At 72.7% G+C, this 18,328-nt stretch carries 16 protein-coding genes; 6 read left to right on the top strand and 10 right to left on the bottom strand.

Going from position 1 to position 18,328, the window contains the following annotated elements; all coding sequences use genetic code 11:
• Positions 1 to 109: 109 nt before the first annotated feature.
• Genes ABZ919_RS16335 through ABZ919_RS16320 form a run of 4 tightly spaced genes read right to left on the bottom strand, consistent with a single transcriptional unit; the run spans position 110 to position 5,061 of the window.
• A complete protein-coding gene (locus ABZ919_RS16335; RefSeq protein ID WP_361247879.1) occupies positions 110 to 1,447 on the bottom strand; it encodes an AAA domain-containing protein in 1,338 nt (445 codons plus the stop codon).
• Positions 1,444 to 3,042, bottom strand: a complete 1,599-nt coding sequence (locus ABZ919_RS16330; RefSeq protein ID WP_361247877.1) for a hypothetical protein — start codon at positions 3,040 to 3,042, stop codon at positions 1,444 to 1,446. The genes ABZ919_RS16335 and ABZ919_RS16330 overlap by 4 nt, the downstream gene beginning before the upstream one ends.
• A complete protein-coding gene (locus tag ABZ919_RS16325) occupies positions 3,033 to 4,136 on the bottom strand; it encodes a hypothetical protein (RefSeq protein ID WP_361248029.1) in 1,104 nt (367 codons plus the stop codon). The genes ABZ919_RS16330 and ABZ919_RS16325 overlap by 10 nt, the downstream gene beginning before the upstream one ends.
• Positions 4,117 to 5,061 (bottom strand): phosphatase PAP2 family protein, encoded by a 945-nt coding sequence (locus ABZ919_RS16320; RefSeq protein WP_361247875.1) that lies wholly within the window; start codon positions 5,059 to 5,061, stop codon positions 4,117 to 4,119. Before ABZ919_RS16320 ends, ABZ919_RS16325 begins: the two co-directional genes overlap by 20 nt.
• A 206-nt stretch (positions 5,062 to 5,267) precedes the next feature.
• Here ABZ919_RS16320 and ABZ919_RS16315 point away from each other — a divergent pair, with 206 nt between their 5' ends.
• Positions 5,268 to 5,864 carry a histidine phosphatase family protein gene (locus ABZ919_RS16315; protein WP_361247873.1) on the top strand — a complete coding sequence of 199 codons (597 nt, stop codon included), beginning with the start codon at positions 5,268 to 5,270 and terminating at the stop codon, positions 5,862 to 5,864.
• A 21-nt stretch (positions 5,865 to 5,885) separates the two neighbouring features.
• Here ABZ919_RS16315 and ABZ919_RS16310 read toward each other — a convergent pair whose 3' ends face one another.
• Entirely contained in the window at positions 5,886 to 7,358 is a 1,473-nt protein-coding gene (locus tag ABZ919_RS16310; RefSeq protein ID WP_361247871.1) for a hypothetical protein, read from the bottom strand.
• Between the two features lie 266 nt (positions 7,359 to 7,624).
• Between ABZ919_RS16310 and ABZ919_RS16305 the strand changes: the two genes are divergently transcribed.
• Together ABZ919_RS16305 and ABZ919_RS16300 are read left to right on the top strand one after the other, a co-directional pair.
• A complete protein-coding gene (locus ABZ919_RS16305; RefSeq protein WP_361247870.1) occupies positions 7,625 to 8,029 on the top strand; it encodes a hypothetical protein in 405 nt (134 codons plus the stop codon).
• A gap of 34 nt (positions 8,030 to 8,063) precedes the next feature.
• Positions 8,064 to 8,942 carry a fused MFS/spermidine synthase gene (locus ABZ919_RS16300; protein ID WP_361247868.1) on the top strand — a complete coding sequence of 293 codons (879 nt, stop codon included), beginning with the start codon at positions 8,064 to 8,066 and terminating at the stop codon, positions 8,940 to 8,942.
• A gap of 12 nt (positions 8,943 to 8,954) precedes the next feature.
• On the opposite strand, the gene ABZ919_RS16295 is transcribed toward ABZ919_RS16300, so the two are convergent.
• A complete protein-coding gene (locus tag ABZ919_RS16295) occupies positions 8,955 to 9,470 on the bottom strand; it encodes a hypothetical protein (RefSeq protein ID WP_361247866.1) in 516 nt (171 codons plus the stop codon).
• Positions 9,471 to 9,569: 99 nt separating this feature from the next.
• Between ABZ919_RS16295 and ABZ919_RS16290 the strand changes: the two genes are divergently transcribed.
• The 3 genes from ABZ919_RS16290 (at position 9,570) to ABZ919_RS16280 (ending at position 13,279) form a co-directional block, all read left to right on the top strand.
• Positions 9,570 to 10,286 (top strand): response regulator transcription factor, encoded by a 717-nt coding sequence (locus ABZ919_RS16290; protein ID WP_361247865.1) that lies wholly within the window; start codon positions 9,570 to 9,572, stop codon positions 10,284 to 10,286.
• Positions 10,283 to 11,674 (top strand): HAMP domain-containing sensor histidine kinase, encoded by a 1,392-nt coding sequence (locus ABZ919_RS16285; RefSeq protein ID WP_361247864.1) that lies wholly within the window; start codon positions 10,283 to 10,285, stop codon positions 11,672 to 11,674. The genes ABZ919_RS16290 and ABZ919_RS16285 overlap by 4 nt, the downstream gene beginning before the upstream one ends.
• 132 nt (positions 11,675 to 11,806) lie before the next feature.
• A complete protein-coding gene (locus tag ABZ919_RS16280; protein ID WP_361247862.1) occupies positions 11,807 to 13,279 on the top strand; it encodes a cellulose binding domain-containing protein in 1,473 nt (490 codons plus the stop codon).
• Between the two features lie 61 nt (positions 13,280 to 13,340).
• Here the strand turns inward: ABZ919_RS16280 and ABZ919_RS16275 are convergent, their stop codons facing one another.
• The 4 genes from ABZ919_RS16275 to ABZ919_RS16260 form a co-directional block, all read right to left on the bottom strand.
• On the bottom strand, positions 13,341 to 14,771 hold the full coding sequence (locus ABZ919_RS16275; RefSeq protein ID WP_361247860.1) for a GH1 family beta-glucosidase: 1,431 nt from the start codon (positions 14,769 to 14,771) through the stop codon (positions 13,341 to 13,343).
• 101 nt (positions 14,772 to 14,872) lie between these two features.
• Positions 14,873 to 15,766: a carbohydrate ABC transporter permease gene (locus tag ABZ919_RS16270; RefSeq protein WP_361247858.1), complete on the bottom strand. Its 894-nt coding sequence runs from the start codon at positions 15,764 to 15,766 to the stop codon at positions 14,873 to 14,875.
• Complete coding sequence (locus ABZ919_RS16265) at positions 15,763 to 16,788, bottom strand: sugar ABC transporter permease (RefSeq protein WP_361247856.1); 1,026 nt, start codon at positions 16,786 to 16,788, stop codon at positions 15,763 to 15,765. The genes ABZ919_RS16270 and ABZ919_RS16265 overlap by 4 nt, the downstream gene beginning before the upstream one ends.
• A complete protein-coding gene (locus ABZ919_RS16260) occupies positions 16,785 to 18,113 on the bottom strand; it encodes an ABC transporter substrate-binding protein (protein ID WP_361247854.1) in 1,329 nt (442 codons plus the stop codon). The genes ABZ919_RS16265 and ABZ919_RS16260 overlap by 4 nt, the downstream gene beginning before the upstream one ends.
• Positions 18,114 to 18,328: the final 215 nt, after the last annotated feature.

Here is an 18,328-nt window from a genome sequence, read left to right as displayed (position 1 = left end):
CCAGCCGTCCGGGCTGCATTCATCGGCCGCCTGCGGCGGCGTGCCGGACTCCGTCCGGCCGGGCGGGGGGAGTCGGTGGGAGGCGCGTCGAGCCGCTGCCGTGTTCCTGTCACGGTCGCCAGGTCACCCGGTGTTCTGTCAGGTGGGCCAGAACCGCATGGTTGGCCTCCCAGCCGTCCGGGAACTTCACCAGGGTTCCCAGCTGGACCGGTTCCGTGGACGGGTAGTCGTCCAGGAGGTCGCCCACGCCGGCGCGGCAGACCACGATGCAGGCGTGGCGGTGGCGGGAGGCCAGGACGCACAGGCGGCCGGTCTCCAGGTGGAAGGCGGTGGCGTCCGGGCGGCCGGAGAGCGGGTGCAGGACGACCGTGACGTCGTACTCCCGGCCCTGGAGGCGGTTCGCGGTGTCGACCGTGACGTCGGTGACGCCCAGCTCGGTCAGTGCCGTGCGGACCGCCGCCGCCTGGTCGCGGTGGGCCGTGCCGACGGCGATGCGGTCCGCGGTGAGGGGAGCGGGGGCCGGTGAGCGCTCCGAGGTCGCCGCGCCGCCTCTGTCCAGCAGGCGCCGGACGACCGTGGCCACGGCCCGCACCGCCTCCGGATCCGTGCGCGGGGTGTGCCGGGCGGGCAGTTCCAGCAGGCCCCAGCCGGATTCCGCCGCCTCGTCGAGCACCTGGTCCGGCCCGGAACCGTCGGACGGGACCGCGAAGGTCAGACGGCGGTCGCCGTGGTCCGTGCCGCTGCGGAAGGGCGTGTACGGGTAGAAGGCGTCCGAGACCAGCGGCGCCGCGGAAGCCGGCAGCCGCCAGGAGACCGGGAGGCGGTGCTGCGGCAGGCCGGGATTGTGGGCCAGCAGCGTCGTCACCGCGGAGGCCGACGGGTCGTACGAGAGGCTCGCCCACTGCTCACTGCCGACGATCGCGAACGGGTCCAGCTGGCCCGGGTCGCCGACGAACAGGGCGCGCTCGAACAGCCCGGCCACGGCGAGCAGGGAGTCGGAGCGCATCTGGTACGCCTCGTCCACGATCGCGTGCCGCCAGGGCTCGTCGACCTTCACATGCGCCCACTTCGCCGCCGTGGACAGGACGACCGGCAGGCCGTTCAGCTCGGCCGCCTTGGCCGACGTGCGCACCTGCGGCAGGTCGTCGAGCGCCTTGTCGTACGCGTCGGTGTCGCTGCTGTGCAGCCGGCCGACCGGCAGGTCCGGGTTCTCCCCGGCGAGCCGGAGGACGAGGTCGTCCACCTGGGCGTTGGTCTGCGCCACCACCATCAACGGGCGGCCCGCCTCGGCCAGTTCGAGAGCCGCGCGGACCACCAGCGTCGACTTGCCGGCGCCGGGCGGGGAGTCGACCACCACGCCGCGCTCGGTGCCGTGCAGGGTGTCGCGGAGGATCGCGTCGGTGGCGCGGGCGGCCGCGGCTCCGGGGCCGACGTCGACGGTCGTCACAGCACGTCCTCCTCGGTGACGGGATCGGCGGTCTCCGGCACGGCCTCACCGGGTGGGCCACCGTGGGTCCACGGGGTCTCCTCCGGATCGGGCAGCTTCGCGCCGCCGCGCTGTTCGTGCTCGAAGAGGGTGAAGCACACCCGGTCGCCCTTCTCCGGCACCGAACCGGGCTCGGGCTCCTTGCCGCGGCCCATCTTGTCCAGGATGCGGAGGATCAGCACGTCCCCGGCCGAGGGGTCCTCGTACCCGACGAACTCGGCCGACTGCGGCTTGCCGGCCAGCGAGCGGTACACCTTCGCCCGCTCGCCGAGGTGCGGCCGGTCCTGGGTGCGGACCGTCACCAGCGGGCGCGGACTCGGCCGCTTGCCCTCGCTGTACGCCATGACGACATCGGTGACCTCGCCGGCGAACGCCTCCCCGGCCAGCCGCCGTCCCGCCATCACCAGCGGGTCGTCCAGCGCCTCCTGCGCCTCCAGCCGTGCCTGCTCGCGCTCGCGCGTGGCCAGCTTGTTCGCCGCCGTCACCGCGTCGTCCCGGCGCGGCTGCGGGGGCTCGCCCGCCAGCACCCGGTCGCGGTGGCCGGTGAACGACCAGCGGTCCCGGGTCCAGCGCTCCTCCACATGCGCCCCCTCCGGCAGCTCCCGCAGCAGGTCCAGGCCCCGCCACACCGCGTCCCAGGTGGGCCGGGCGCGGCTCGCCACCAGGTCGCGGATCTCCCGCTCGGCCGCGGTCAGCACGGCCAGCCGGTCGTCGGCGGCCAGGGCGTCCTCGGCGGCGGCGAGTGCGATGCGGGCGCGGTCGTAGCGCTCGATCGCCGGGGCCAGCAGCTTGTTGTCGAACGCCGGGTCGGTGGCGGGACCGGCCGGCGGGCACAGCAACTGGCCGGCGGCGTCCCGGGCGAGCTCGGCCCGGCGCGCGGCCTCGGCGCCGGACGTGTCCTGCGGAGGGTCGATCCAGGCGAGCAGCGCGCCCAGGTGCTGGTCCTCCAGACTCGACTGGCCGGTCGCCCAGTGCCGCGACAGCACCTCGGTGAGGGCGAGGAGCAGGGAGGAGCCGGGGACCCGGGACCGCTCGCCGTAGTGGGTGAGCCAGCGGCCGAGCAACGGCACCCGGGGCGGCGCCGGGTAGGGGGCCTCCGGGTCCTGCTCGGCGGTTCGGCGGAAGCGCATGGAACGGCCCAGCAGCCGTACGAAGTCCAGACCGGCCCGGCTCGGCACGATCAGCTGCGGCGCGTCCGCGCACAGCTCCACCTCGACCTTGACCCGCTTGCCGGTCTCCGGGTCGGTCTCGGTGCGCTCGGCGGCCTCCACCGATCCGGCGTAGGAGTCGATGTGGGGCAGGACGACGTCGGCCAGGTCGGCGAGGAAGGAGAACCGCAGGTCACGGTCGCGGGGCTGGGGTACGGCCAGCAGGCGCGGGCTCTCCCGGTCGGTGCCGACCAGCGCGCCGAGCGGGGCTCCGGCCTCGCCGGCGGTGGTGAGCGGCACGAACACCAGCGGGCGATCGGACAGATGCCGGTGCCGGACGGTCGCGGCGGGCCGGGCCCGGCCGCTGCTGACGGCCTCGAGCCGGGCGAGCGTGGTGATCAGGGACACAGCGCCGCCCCCTGCGCACATGCCAGCGCCTCGGCGCGCAGGGCGGCCGCCCGGCGCAGGGCCGCGACCGCCGGGTCGTCCGGGTCGCCGCTCACGCCGCGGGCCGCCGCGAGAACGCCCTCCACCGTGGTCAGACCGCCCAGTTCCGCGCGCAGCGGCCGGCCGAGCCGGGTGACGGCATCCTCCTCGCGGGAGCGTTCCCGGCAGTGGAAGGCCAGCTCACAGGCGGACAGGCACTCGGGCGCGTACGTCGCCGGGACCGCCTCCACGGCCGCCGTCAGCTCCTCGGCGCTCCGGTCGGGCGCGAAGCAGGTGCCCTGAGGCAGCATCCCGGCGATCTCCTCGATACGGGTGAGCCGGGCGAGCTGACGGGCGGTGACCGCGCGCTGCTTGCGGATGTCGACGGCGGAGGCCGCGGGCAGGTTGGAGAAGTCCTTGGGGCACACCAGCAGCACCCGGTGGTGCACGCGCGGCGGGGGTTCGAGGCGCCCGGCGACCTCCTCCAGGGCGAGCACGTACACCGCCGCCTGCCGGGCCGCCGCACCGACCTTCGCCGGGTCCGCGGAACCGTCCACCATCGGGAAGGACTTGATCTCCACCACCGACCAGCTGCCGTCCGGGTGCACCACCACCGCGTCCGGCTCCAGGAACGCGAGCGAACCCGCCACGTCCAGCGCCAGCATCGGATGGTCCAGCAGCGTCCAGCCGCCCGCGAGCGTGGCCTCGCGCAGCGCCAGCGCCGTGCGCGCCGTACGCCCCTCGGGGCCGTGCGCGGTCAGGTCGGGTACGGCGGCGGCCTCCGGCGGTCCGGCGCCCGGGTCGAGGCGGGCGTGCGCCAGCCGCAGCAGTTCCGTGCCGCCGTCGGCCTTCACGCGCGCCTCGAACGCGTTGCCCCGGGTCAGGGCGAACTGCGACTGGCCGAAGCCGGACGGCGCGCCCAACGCGCCCGCCAGGCGTGCCTTGTCCACCCCGGCGCCGTCCAGGATCGCCCGCCGCGCGCACCCGGGGTTCGCGGCGAGCGCCGCGAGGGCGCGCGCGTCAAGGGCCTTGGCCGGTACGTCGGGACCGCGCAGCTCAGCGAGCCGGTGCCGCAGCCCCTTCTCCCGCGTCGCTGGGGGAGGTGTCCGGTCCGGCCCCGGCGTCGAGCTCGGACTCGCGCTGCCGTGGAAATCGCTCACCCGCGGAAGTCTGGCATCCGGCACTGACAATCGGGGAGCCCGTGCCGTCCGTGACCGGTGTGCGGCCCGGGAACAGGCGCACCCGGACCAGGTCCAGCGCCCGCGTGACGCGAGGTGCCAGCAGGAAGCCGACGCCCATCACGGCGACACCCGCGACCGCGTCCAGGAAGTAGTGGTTGGCGGTGCCCATGACCACGAGCGCGGTGCCCAGCGGGTAGAGGACGCCGAAGACCTTGGCCACGCGCGTGCCGCCGTACCGCCACAGCATGATCCCGCACCACAGCGCCCAGCCGACGTGCAGACTGGGCATCGCCGCGTACTGGTTGGTCATCCCGCCCATGCCGCGCGGCGCGCTCGCCTCGCCGCCCCACCAGCCGTACGAGCTGTAGTGCGCCATGGTGTCGACGAAGCCGTGACCGGCCGAGAGCAGCCGGGGCGGGCAGGTGGGCAGCAGCGTGAAGCCGATCAGTCCGATGAACGTCGACGTCATCAGCCAGGTGCGCGCGCGCCGGTAGTGCTCGGCGCGGGCACGGAACAGCCAGACCAGGATGGCGGGGGTGATCAGGTAGTGCAGCGAGGCGTACCAGAAGTCCGCCGGCACACCGAGCCAGGGTTCGCGGGTGAACAGCCGGTTGAGCGGATGCTCGGCGTTGAGGTGCAGCGCCTGCTCCAGGCGCAGGATCGCCAGACCGTGGTCGACGGCCAAGGCGACGTCGCCGCGAGCGAGGAGGCGGCCGGCCGAGTAGCAGCCGTAGACGAGGAGGATCAGCGGCAGCTCGGTCCACCAGCGCAGCCGGGTAGGCGGGGCCACCTCGGTGCCCGGTGTCACGGTCTGCGGCATCCGATCGCCCTCCCCCTTCTGCTGTGCGGCACGCCCGGGCGGGCGACCGTGCCACTTTACGGTGTCCGTCTGCGAGCATCGCGGGCGCTCCCGGGCGGGCCGTACGCGCGCTCAGACCTCGAAGACGCCGGGATCGCCCGCCGGGTTGCTCCGGCAGCGGGTGAGCGATGATGGAAGGGTTCCCTTCGCTTCCGGAAAGGTCTCTCATGGCACCGCGCATCCTGCTGGCCCGGCACGGACAGACGCAGTGGTCACTGTCCGGCAAGCACACCGGCAGGACCGACGTGCCGCTGCTGGAGGAGGGCCGGCGGGGAGCCAAGCTGCTCGGCGAGCGACTGCACCGCGCTCCGCTGGACGGACTGCCGGGCGTGGAGGTGCGCACCAGCCCGCTGGCACGCGCGCGTGAGACGTGCGAACTGGCCGGCTTCGGTGACCGGGCCACCACGTGGGACACGCTCATGGAGTGGGACTACGGCGCCTACGAGGGCATGACGCCGGCCGAGATCCAGGCCGTGCGGCCGGGGTGGCTGATCTGGCGGGACGGGGTGCCGCAGGGCGAGAGCATCGCCGAGGTGACCGCACGCGCGGACGAGGTGGTGGCGTGGGCCCGCTCGGCCGGCCGCGACGTCCTCGTCTTCGCCCACGGCCACATCCTGCGCTCCCTGGGCGCACGGTGGCTCGGCCTGCCGCTGGACTTCGCCGCCCGGATACGCCTCAGTCCCACCTCGCTGTCGGTTCTCGGCTGGGCGTACGGGGAACCGGCGATCGAGAGCTGGAACGACTTGGGGCACTTGGCCGGCTGAGCGGGGGCCGGGTTCGCCCGCCTACGCCCGCCCGGCCCGCGGCAACGACGCATGCCGGTCCAGGAACTCCGACACCCCCGATGCCCGCCGGTGCGGCAGCAGCACCCGCGCCGTCCCCGCCAGCATGCTCTGGATGCGGGAGGACTGGACCTGGTCGAGCAGCGACAGCACCCGCAGACCGGCGGCAGCCGCCTCGTCGGGGCGGCCCTCGCGGGCGAGGTCGTCGGCCAGCTCCGCGGTGTAGAGCGCGATGTTCCGGGTGAAGTGCGGATCCTGCAGATGCGCCGCCCGGCGCGCATGCCGGGACGCGCGCCGCCAGTCGCCCAGCGTGGACCAGCACTGTGCCTCGAGACCCTGCAGCTCGGCCTCTCCGTAGAAGCTCATCCACTCGGGGTCGGCGTCCGAGCGGCCCCGCTCGAAGAGGGTCTGCGCCCGGACGAGCGCCTGCTCGCATCCGGTGCGGTCGGCGAGCCCCGCCCAGCCGCCCGCCTCGCGCAGCGCGAGCAGCGACATCAGGCGGGCGGAACCCAGCGGGCGGGCGGCGCGCTGGGCGGCCTGGGCGGCGCGGACCGCCTCGCGCGGGCGGCCGGTGTCCCGTGCCAGGAAAGCGGTGTTGCAGAAGGCGTGTGCCTCCAGCGCCGGGTCTCCGGTCATGCGCGCCGTGGCCAGTGCCTCCGCGTAGTGCGAGCGGGCGTCGTCGAAGCGGCCGGAGTCGTGGGCCAGCCAGCCCACGGAGATGGCGAGTTCACCGGCGCCCGAGTGCAGCCGGTCCGCGGTGGTCTGACGGGTGGCACCGGCGTCCAGCAGCGCGTACGCGGTGCGCAGCGGAGCCGCCGCCCGCCGGTAGAGGCCGTCCGCGCCGTGCCGGTCGTCGAGCAGCCGGATCCGGCGGACGGCCTCCTCGAGGGCGAGTGCCTCCGGCGTTCCGGGCCGGCGCGGGGGCCGTACCGCGGCCGCGGCGTCCGTGGTGAGCCCCAACGGGCTCAGCGTGGCGGCGGCCACCGTGGCGCCCCCGCCGGTCATGAATGCGCGACGCAGCACGTCGCTCTCCTCGTGGTTCAGGTGGTCTTTCACGTACGGCTCGTGCGGTTCGTGCGGGTCGTACGGTTCCTGCGTGTCATACGGCTCCGTGGCCGCCCGTGACTCACCGGGCGACCCCGTGGCGACGCACCCCTCGGGCGTGTCCGCCGCCGGACGCGCCGCCCGGCCGCGTACCGACGAGCGGGGCGCGAAGCCCAGGTCGGTGAGGGTGCGACCAGGGAACATGTGCAGGAACACCCGTTCGTACGCGTAGTTGGGGCAGCGGATCTCACCCGCCTCGACCCTGCCGATGTACCGCGCGTCACAGCTCACCCGCTCACCGATCTCGCGCGCGGCGCGCCGTACGAGCGCCGCGAACTCGGCCGGTGAGCGTCTGCCACGCAGTCGCCGGAAGGCGAGGTTCGGCCGGGGTGGCCGTTCGGGCTGTGACGAGGTCACGGTTGACGACGCCATGGCCGGGTCCTCTCGTGCGAACCGTCGAACCATGCCGGACCCGGGGCGGATTCGGGACGAGTTGTCCGAGTGACGCCCTGGTTCCGGCGGGCATGAACGTACCTGCTGTGAAGGCCCCGACACGCAGTGTTTGGCTACAAACCGGATATCTCATCCACGATCTGCCATGAAGTGCCATCCTTTGCGGCGCACTTGTGCCGTAGCCGTTGACGCGCTCACGCGTTGGACCCCACGGACCGCAACAGGGCTGTGTGGTGGAGGCCGGCATGGAGACCAGCCAGAGCAACGAACCTTGTACGTCACCGTCATCGGCCGTGGAGGACGCGGCGGTGTGCGACGTGGTGACGGTACCGGCCCGGCAGGGCCTCGAGGCGGTCGACATCCTGCGGCGCGGCGCCGGTGACGCGGTGGGGTCCGTGCTGCACGACGGCGGTTGTGCCACCCTCGGCTTCCTGGTTCCGGCCGGCACGGCGGCCGGCTGGGACGTGCCCGGCAGCACCTGCACGCAGACCGACGGGCGCGGACTCAGATGGAACCCCGTGCCGCCGGTGGAAGGGTCCGCCTGGCTGCTGCCGCCCGGCGAGGCCGACCTCGCCACCGACCCGGTGGTGCTGCGCCGCGCCCTCGGAGAGGCGGCCCGGCTGATCGCGGCGGCCGACAGCTGCCGGTGAGGCGTGGCCCCGGACCACCTGCGACAATGGTCCGATGGGCGGGTCCGGGAGCACACGGCGCACACGGCGCGGGGCGGCCGGCGCCGAAGCCGTCGTGGAGGCGGTCGACGGCGGGCTCGCACAACTGGTGCCGGACCCCGACCGCGGCCGCGCCTGGACGCTGCTGATCGACGGCGCGCCCCAGTCGCACGTCGACCTGGACGACCCCGCGTACCTCGCCTTCGAGTACCAGCGCCGCCTCGGCCATGTCATCGACCTGCTCGCCCCGCCCGGCAAGCCCGTGCACGCCGTGCACCTCGGCGGCGGCGCCTTCACCCTCGCCCGGTACACCGCCGCGACCCGCCCCCGTTCCACCCAGCAGGTCGTCGAACGCGACGCGGCCCTGGTCCAACTGGTCCGCCGGGAGCTGCCGTTGCATCCGAACGCCCGGATCCGGGTGCGGTCGGTGGACGCCCGCGCGGGCCTGGCCAAGGTGCCGGACGGCTGGGCGGACCTGGTCATCGGAGACGTGTTCAGCGGTGCCCGCACCCCGGCCCACCTGACCTCCACCGAGTTCCTGGACGAGGTCCGCCGGGCGCTGAAGCCGTCCGGGGTCTACGCCGCCAACCTCGCCGACGGCCCGCCGCTCGCCCATCTGCGCGGCCAGATCGCCACGGCCGCCGCCCGGTTCGGCGAACTCGCGCTCGTCGCCGACGCGGCCGTACTGCGCGGCAGGCGCTTCGGCAACGCCATCCTGGTCGCCTCCGACGCCCCGCTCCCGCTCGCCGAACTCACCCGCCGCGCCGCCTCCGACTCCCACCCCGGCCGGGTCGAACACGGCAGGCCGCTCACGGACTTCACCGGCGGCGCGCTCCCGGTCACGGACGAGACGGCGACGGCCTCCCCGGCCCCGCCGCCGTCGGTGTTCCGCTGAGCACCGCCCCGGTCAGTAGTTCCCGACGTCCACATGCGGGGGCCCGTCGTGCCACGTGCACATCACCGACACCCGGCCGGTGCCCCTGCTGAACTCCACCCGGATCCAGGTCGCGGTCTTCCACACCTGCATCGACCAGCCGGTTCCCGGGGTCGCCGAGACGAGGGTCGCGTCGGCGGTGCCCAGGTCGAAGACGGCCCGGCCGCCGTCGGTGTCGTAGGACCTGATCCGTCCCGAGGGCGCGGCGGCGGCCGGGGGCGGGCTGGTGGCACCGGCCGGGCTGCGGGAGGGCGTGGGCTCTGCCGCCCCGGGGGACGTGCTCCTCGACGGTGCCGGCGAGGGCGGGGTGGACGACGTGTCCAGCCGCTTCGAGCGCTGCGTGGTGGTGTCGGCCGCCGTGATCGGCAGCGCACGCGGCGGGTCGTACGCCGTCCCGGCCATCACCGTGTGCACACCCCACCACGACAGCGTGACCGCCGCTCCCGTCGCGAGCAGCCACGCCAGTACGTGTACGAGTCCTCTGCGCATCGCGGGCCATACTGCCCCACGGCGACCGCCGTGCGCACATGACTGGAGTTATCCACAGGCGCCGGATGGGGATCGCCCGCATGGCGTACGGTGCGGCGCATGGCAAGTGTGCTCGTGGTCGAGGACGACCAGTTCGTACGCTCGGCGCTCATCCGGCATCTGACCGACGCCGCACACACCGTGCGCAGCGTGGGTACGGCACTGGAGGCGCTGCGCGAGGTCGCCCATTTCCCTTTCGACGTCGTCATCCTCGACCTCGGACTGCCGGACCTGGACGGCTCCGAGGCGCTGAAGATGCTGCGCGGCATCACCGACGTGCCCGTCATCATCGCCACCGCCCGGGACGACGAGGCGGAGATCGTACGGCTGCTGAACGCCGGGGCGGACGACTATCTCACCAAGCCGTTCTCCGTCGAGCACCTGTCCGCGCGGATCGCCGCGGTGCTGCGCCGGACCCGTTCCGGCGGCGCGGAGGCCCCGCCCTCCTCCGTGCTGCGCGTCGGCGGCCTGACCGTCGACCCACTGCGCCGCCAGGCCGAACTGGACGGGGTCCGTCTCGACCTCACCCGCCGGGAGTTCGACCTGCTCGCCTTCCTCGCCGGCCGGCCCGGAGTGGTCGTCCCGCGCAGGGAGCTCCTCGCCGAGGTCTGGCAGCAGTCCTACGGCGACGACCAGACCATCGACGTCCATCTGTCCTGGCTGCGCCGGAAACTGGGGGAGACGGCCGCTCGGCCCCGCTATCTGCACACCCTCCGGGGCGTCGGCGTGAAGATCGAGCCTCCTGCCGGCGGGGGCGACGGGGGGCCGGCGCGATGAGATGGGCCCTGGTCAAGGTCTGCCTGGCGGTCACCACGATGGTCGTGGTCGCCTTCGCGGTCCCGCTCGGCCTGGTCGTCAAGGAGATGGCCCGCGACCGCGCGTTCTCCAATGCCGAGCGGCAGGCAGCCGCCGTCGCACCCGCGCTGTCCATCACCACCGACCGGGACGAGCTGGAGCGCGTCGTGGCCTCCGCCGGCGCCGACTCCGGGATGGCCGTCCACCTGCCCACCGCCGACGGCCGGACCGCGCTCGACCTCGGCCGGCAGCGCGCCGCACGCCGCGACATCGAGGCCGTACGGAAACTGGGCCGGGCCTCCACGACCTCCGTGTCCGGCGGCTCCACGCTGCTGCAGCCGGTCGCGCTGGGCTCCGGCGCCATCGCGGTCGTCGAGGTCTACGTCCCCGAGGCCGAGGTGACCAACGGCGTCGGCACGGCCTGGGCGGTGCTCGCGGCCGTCGGCCTCGCGCTGATCGTCGGCTCGGTCGCGGTCGCCGACCGGCTCGGGGTGCGCATGGTGCGGCCCGCCCAGCGGCTGGTGCAGGGCGCGCACGAGCTGGGCGAGGGCAAGCTGGGCGCCCGGGTGCCGGAGGACGGCCCGACCGAACTGCGGCTCGCGGCCGTGGCGTTCAACTCCATGGCCGACCAGGTGGTGCAGCTCCTCGCGAACGAGAGAGAGCTGGCCGCCGACCTCTCCCACCGTCTGCGCACACCGCTCACCGTCCTCCGGCTCAACGCGGCCTCCCTGGGCGGCGGACCGGCCGCCGAACAGACCCGGGCCGCCGTCGCCCAGCTGGAGCGCGAGGTCGACACCATCATCCGCACGGCCCGGGAGGCCAAGCCGCAGACGGCCGCGGCCGTGTCCGGCGCCGGGTGCGACGCGGCCGAAGTGGTGCGCGAGCGCATGGAGTTCTGGTCCGCCCTCGCCGAGGACGAGGGCCGCAAATGGCGGGTGGCCGGCGTCGAGCGGCCGGTGCGCATACCCGTGGCCCGCGCCGATCTGGCCGCCGCGCTCGACGCCCTGCTCGGCAATGTGTTCCGGCACACCGCCGAGGGCACGGCCTTCGCGGTCGACGTGCACAACGGCGAGGAGGCGGTGATCGTGCTGGTCTCCGACGCAGGGCCCGGCATACCCGACCCGGAGGCGGCGATGGCCCGCGGCCGGGGCTCCGGGAACGCCGGTTCGACCGGTCTCGGCCTCGACATCGTGCGCCGGCTCGCCGAGGCCACCGGTGGGGACGTCCGGATCGGCGCCTCGGTGCTGGGTGGCGCCGAGGTGCGGATCTGGTTCCAGCTGGACGGCCGGAAAGCGGCCGGGCGGCGCCCCCGGGGGCGGGTGCGCAGGCGCCGATGGCGCAAACCGGCCCTGACTGGTCTCGACCATTAATCGTCCCCGATGCCTTCCTTAAGCGAACCCTAAGGTCTGCAACGGCCGTCCCGATAAGGCCGTTTGCCCGATTCCGGCTCGCTAGCGTGCTGCCGCACCTCACCCCAGTGAACAGCGAAGGCAGGCACGCGCATGAGCACGCACCGGCGCAGGATCAGTGGCAGGAACAAGGCGATAGGCGGTCTCGCGGCCGCGGCCGTGGTCGGTGGCGGCGCGGTCCTGCTCACCGGCACGGCCAACGCGGCCGGTGTGAACGCCGCGTACACCAAGACCAGCGACTGGTCGACCGGTTACACCGGCCAGTACGTCGTCACCAACAACAGCGCCCAGACCGAGAAGACCTGGACCCTGCAGTTCGACCTTCCGGCGGGCGCCAGGCTCGGCTCCCTGTGGAACGGCGAGTCGAGCGTCAGCGGTTCGCACGTCACCGTGAAGCCCGCGAAGTGGGACACCGGGGGTCTCGCTCCCGGCAAGTCGGTGACCGTCGGCTTCGTGGTCGACGGCAAGGGCGACCCGACGGGCTGCCGTATCGACGACACCCAGTGCTCCGCGGCCGACGGCGCCACCCCCGAGCCCAGCGGCCGCCCCACCCAGACCCGCTCACCTGCCCCGACCGCCACGCCCACCAGGACCGCCACGCCCACCCCGACCAGGAGCGCCACCCCGACCCCGACGGCCACGCAGACCACCGGGAGCGGCAGCGGCAGCACCGCCTCCGCCGGCTTCGCCCCGTACGTCGACACCTCCCTCTACCCGGCCTTCGACCTGGTCGGCGCGGCCGAGGCGACCGGCGTGAAGAACTACAACCTCGCCTTCGTCACCGACGGCGGCGGCTGCACCCCCAAGTGGGGCGGCGTGACCGACCTGACCAGCGACGCCGTTGCCGCCCAGATCGGCTCCCTGCGTGCCGAGGGCGGTGACGTCCGGGTCTCCTTCGGCGGCGCCTCCGGCTCCGAACTGGCCACCACCTGCTCCTCCGCGGACGCCCTGGCGGCGGCGTACGGCAAGGCGGTCGACGCGTTCAAGCTCACCAAGGTCGACTTCGACGTCGAGGGCGGCGCGTTGCCCAACGCCGCGGCCAACACCCGCCGCGCCCAGGCCATCGCCAAGCTCCAGCAGCAGCACCCGGGCCTGGACGTCTCCTTCACCCTCCCCGTGCTGCCGCAGGGCCTCACCCAGGACGGCGTGAACCTCCTGTCCGACGCCAAGTCCAACGGCGTGAAGATCTCCGCCGTCAACATCATGGCGATGGACTACGGCCCCTCGTTCAGCGGTGACATGGGCGACCTGGCCGAACAGGCGGCCACCGCCACCCAGGCCCAGATCAAGAGCGTCCTCGGGCTGTCCGACTCCGCCGCCTGGAAGACGGTCGCGGTCACTCCGATGATCGGTGTCAACGACGTCTCCTCCGAGATCTTCAAGGTGGACGACGCCACCCAGCTGGTGAACTTCGCCAAGTCCAAGGGCCTCGGCGGCCTGTCGATGTGGTCCGCCGCCCGCGACAAGCAGTGCGACGGCGGCGCCAAGAACTCCGCCGACGCCACCTGCAGCTCCATCGTCCAGGACAAGTTCGCCTTCTCGAAGGCGTTCGGCGCTTTCAACTGACGCACCCCCACGCGAAGGGGCGCGGCGATCCGGGGGGATCGCCGCGCCCCTTCCGGGTGCCTCAGACAGCCGGCGCCGGCGCCGGCAGCGTGCGTGTCCGCGCCGCCTCCCCGTACCACCGGGCACTCGACTTCGGCGTCCGCTCCAGCGTCGTGTAGTCGACGTACACCGCGCCGAACCGCTTGCCGTAGCCGTACGCCCACTCGAAGTTGTCCATCAGGGACCAGAGGTAGTAGCCGCGCACATCGGCGCCGTCGGTGATCGCGCGGCGGACCTCGGACAGATGGCCGTGCAGGTAGGCGATGCGCTCGGGGTCGTGGACACGGCCGTCCGGGTCGGGCTTGTCGTCGTAGGCCGCTCCGTTCTCGGTGATGTACAGGGGGAGCCCGGGGGCCTCCCGCGAGTACCGCATGACCAGGTCGTACAGGCCCGTCGGATCGATCGTCCAGCCCATCTCCGTGCGCTCGCCCGGCGTCTGGTGGAACTGCACGTCGTCGGCGCCCGGCCAGGGCGTGTGGTCGCTGGCACCGTGGCCGTCCGCCCGCGGCCCCCCGGCCTCGGCGGACGCGGCGGAGACCAGGGCCGGGGTGTAGTAGTTCAGGCCCAGCGCGTCCAGCGGGACGTTGATCGTGCGCAGGTCGCCGTCGAGGACGTACGACCAGTCGGTGATCGGGGCCGTCGCGTCCAGCAGCGACGAGGGGTACGCGCCGTGCAGCATCGGACCGTGGAAGACGCCGTTGGCCAGGTCGTCGATCCGGCGGGCCGCGGCCAGGTCGGCCGGGTCCTGGGAAAGGGGCCGTACGACCGAGGAGTTCAGGCTGATCGCGATCTCGTTGCGGGCGGGCATCACCGAGCGCAGCGCCGAGGCCGCCAGGCCGTGGGCCAGATTGAGGTGGTGGGCGGCGCGCAGGGAGGCCGCCGGGTCGGTGCGGCCCGGGGCGTGCACACCGGAGCCGTAGCCCAGGAAGGCGCTGCACCAGGGCTCGTTGAGGGTGATCCACTGCTCCACCCGGTCGCCGAGTGCCTCGGCGACCATCCCCGCGTACTCGGCGAACCGGAACGCGACGTCCCGCTCGGGCCAGCCGCCCGCGTCCTCCAGCTCCTGCGGCAGGTCCCAGTGGTAGAGGGTGAGCGCCGGCTTGATGCCGTGCGCGAGGAGTTCGTCCACCAGGCGGCGGTAGAAGTCCAGGCCGCGCTGGACCGCCGGGCCGCGGCCGGTGGGCTGCACCCGGGACCAGGAGACCGAGAAGCGGTATGCGGTCAGGCCCAGCTCCGCCATCAGCGCCACGTCCTCGCGGTAGCGGTGGTAGTGGTCGACGGCGATGTCGCCGGTCTCACCGCCGGCCGTCCTGCCCGGTGTATGGCTGAAGGTGTCCCAGATCGAGGGCGTGCGGCCGTCCTCCCGGACCGCCCCCTCGATCTGGTACGCCGAGGTCGCGGCGCCCCAGAGGAAGGCGGGAGGAAAGGTCGCGGAGGTAACGGGTTCAGACATGGAAGCGCTCCCATTGGGGTGGTGAGAGACCTGGCGTAGTGGCTCAGGAGGAAGAAGCAGGGGCCGGGGCGCCGGAGGCCCGGCCCCTGGGGAAAGGGCCCTCAGCCCTTGATCGCGCCCTGCATGATGCCGCCCACGATCTGCTTGCCGAACAGCAGGAAGGCGACGAGCAGCGGCAGCGTGCCGAGCAGCGCGCCCGCCATGATCACCGCCTGGTCCGGGACGTACCCGGTGCCGAGCGAGTTCAGGGCCACCTGCACGGTCGGGTTCTGCTGGTTCAGGGCGATGATCGGCCACAGGAAGTCGTTCCAGGCGAACACGAACGTCAGCAGGCCGAGCACCGCCATCGCGGGCCGCGCGGCCGGGAAGACGACGTGCCAGACGACCCGCAGGCTGCTCGCGCCGTCCACCCGGGCCGCCTCGATCAGCTCCGTCGGCAGCGCCTGCACCAGGTACTGCCGCATGAAGAACGTACCGAACGCGGTCACCAGGCTCGGCAGGATCACCGTCTGCAGCTGGTTGGACCAGCCGAGGTCCGACATCCACAGGTACAGCGGTACGACGGCCAGCTGCGGCGGGATCATCATCGTGCCGACGGTCAGCAGCAACAGCAGGCCGGAGAACCGGAACCGCAGCTTGGCGAAGGCGAAGCCGGCCAGTGTGGAGAACAGCACCGTGCTCACCGTGATCGCGCCCGCCACGATCACCGAGTTGAACATCGCGGTGCCGAGGCCCGCCTGGTCCCAGGCCGTCCGGAGGTTCGCGAACAGGTTGCCGCCGAACCACAGCGGCGGCGGGGTCTGGGCGAGGCGCCGGTCGGTGCGGGACGCGGCGATCGCCGTCCACACCAGCGGGGCGAGGGAGACCAGCGCGAAGACGCTGAGCACCACATACGTCACCGGGCCCGCGTGCAGCTGCTTGCCGGCGCCCATCCTGCCCCGGGGCCGCCGCGCCTCGCCGCGCACCTGGGGCAGCGTCAGTTCACTGGTCGTCATTGGGACTTCCTCAGCCGTCGGGTGAGCAGCAGGTTGACCGCGGCGATGATCAGCAGGATCAGGAACATCGACCAGGCGATCGCGGACGCCTTGCCGAGGTTGCCGATGATCCAGCCCTGGTCGTACATGTACAGGCCCAGCGTCTGGTACTGGTGCTCGGAACCGCCCTTGGACCCGCTGACCCCGCCGAACAGCAGCGGCTCACCGAAGAGCTGGGTGGCGCCGATCGTCGAGACCACGACCGTGAACAGGATCGTCGGCCGCAGCTGCGGAATCGTCACGTGCCGGAACTGCTGCCAGCGGCTGGCGCCGTCGATCGCCGCAGACTCGTACAGATCGGACGGGATCGCCTGCATGGCGGCCAGGTAGATCAGCGCGTTGTAGCCGGTCCACCGCCAGATGACGATCGACGACACCGCGAACTGCGAGCCCCAGTCCGACTCGCGCCAGTTGATCGGGTTCACCCCGAAGAAGTGCAGGATCCAGTTGACCATGCCGCCGTCCCACGAGTACAGCAGCGTGAACACCAGGGTCGCCGCGGCCACCGAGGTGGCGTACGGGGTCAGCATCACCACACGCCAGACGGTGGAGCCCCGCAGCCGGTAGTTCAGCAGGTGCGCGAGCCCGATCGCGGCCAGCAGCTGCGGCACCGTCGAGATGACACCGATGGTCAGGGTGTTCTTCAGGGCGTTCCAGAAGAAGTCCGAGGACCACAGGTTCTTGTAGTTGTCCAGGCCCGCCCAGGTCTGGTGGTCCAGCGAGGCCAGCTGCACGTGGTGCAGCGAGTACCAGGCCGTGTAGAGCAGCGGGACCAGGGTGAAGGCCCCGAAGAGGACGAAGAAGGGGGTGACGAACGCGTACGGCGACGCCTTCATGTCCCAGCGGTACAGCCGGCTGCGCCAGGAGTCGGCGCCCGCCGGCGCACCGCGACCGTGAGCGCCCCGGGCCGCGCCCGGCGGGGTGCCGGGCGCGGCCTCGGCGCTCGCCGCGAGATGCGCGAGAGCCTGCTTGGGGCCGGTCACTGGCCGAGCACGTCCTTGATCTCGTTCTTCGCCGCGTCCCAGCCCTGCGACGGCGACTTGCCCTTCTGCTCGACCTGGAGGATGCCGACGTCGGTGATCGCGGAGTTGATCGGCTGGTCCTTGATGCCGAAGTACTGCGTCGGGATGGTCTTCGCCGAGTCGGAGAAGATCTGGGTGAGCGGCGCGTTCGAGAAGTACGCCGTCGTGTCGGCGGCCGGCTTCAGGCTCGCGTAGGCCGACGGGGTCGACGGGAAGCTCGCCTGCTTGGCGAAGACCTTGGCCTGCTGCTCGGGCGCGGTCAGCCACTTGGCCAGCGCGACGGCCTCCTTCTGGTGCTTGCTCGCGAGCGGCACGCCGAGCCAGGATCCGCCCCAGTTGGCCGCGGTGGGCGCCGCCGCCACGTCCCACTTGCCCTTGCCGGAGTCACCGGACTTCTGCTCGATGTAGCCGATCATCCACGCCGGGCAGGCGACGGTGGCGAAGGTGCCGTTGGCGTAGCCCTGGTCCCAGGTGGGGTCGAACTGCTTCAGCTTCGCCGACATGTTGCTGGTGGCGACGTCCATGGCGACGTTCCAGGCCTTCTTCACGCCGTCGGACTTGTCCCAGGCGACGCTGCCGTCCGTGTCGTAGTACCGCTCGGTGCCGCCGCCGAGGGCCGCGTTGTAGACGGAGGCCGCCGAGTCCACGAACTTGGTGCCCTTGGGCGCCTTCTTCATGTACTGCTTGCCGACGTCGACGTACTTGGCCCAGTCGCCCTTCCACATCTCGGCGAGCTTGGTCCGGTCGGTCGGCAGACCCGCCTTCTGGAAGAGGTCCTTGCGGTAGCAGATGGCCATCGGCCCGATGTCCGTGCCGAGCCCGATGAGCTTGCCGTCCTTGGTGGTGGCCTGGGCGTTCTTCCAGTCCAGCCACTGCGACTTGTCGACCTCCTTGCCCAGGTCGACGAACTTGGCCGCCTGCGTCTGCACGGCCTCGGTGATGTTGCCGATCTCGATGGCCTGGACGTCGTCCGTGCCGGAGCCGGCCTGCAGGCGGGTGAGCACCTTTGGCCAGTACACGTCGGTACGGGTGGTGACGTTCTCCTTGATGCTGATGTCCGGATGGAGCTTCATGTACTCGTCGTAGAGGCCGGACTGCTTGTAGCCGAAGACGCCGAAGGTGCCGATGGTCAGCGTGATCTTGCCCTTGCCACTGCCGTTTCCGCTGCCGTCCGAGTTGTCCGACGAGCCGCTGTCCTTGGCGCAGCCGGCCAGCAGCCCGGTGGTCAGCGCGGCCACGGCCGCGAGGGCCATCAGCCGCTGGGACCGGCGGATGCTCGTGCGCATTGCGTCCTCCTGTTGCCTGACGTGCCGACCCCCCGGCCAACTGCATGGAAATGGGCCCGTTCAAACTCGCTGCGGCTCGGGCGGGGAACGTGCGGGATGTGTAGGTGCCAGGTAGCGTGGGAGCGCTCCCACAAGTGATGTGTTGAAGAGTCGTGGGTCACACGCGGGGTGTCAAGGGAGCGAACAACGGCAACCGCGTTCAGTTATCTGAGCGT

The sequence above is a fragment of the Streptomyces sp. NPDC046759 genome (genome assembly GCF_040645475.1).
Classification (GTDB): domain Bacteria; phylum Actinomycetota; class Actinomycetes; order Streptomycetales; family Streptomycetaceae; genus Streptomyces.
The sequence above is the reverse complement of the archived record's forward strand: the minus strand, read 5'-3'. Positions and strand labels throughout refer to the sequence as shown.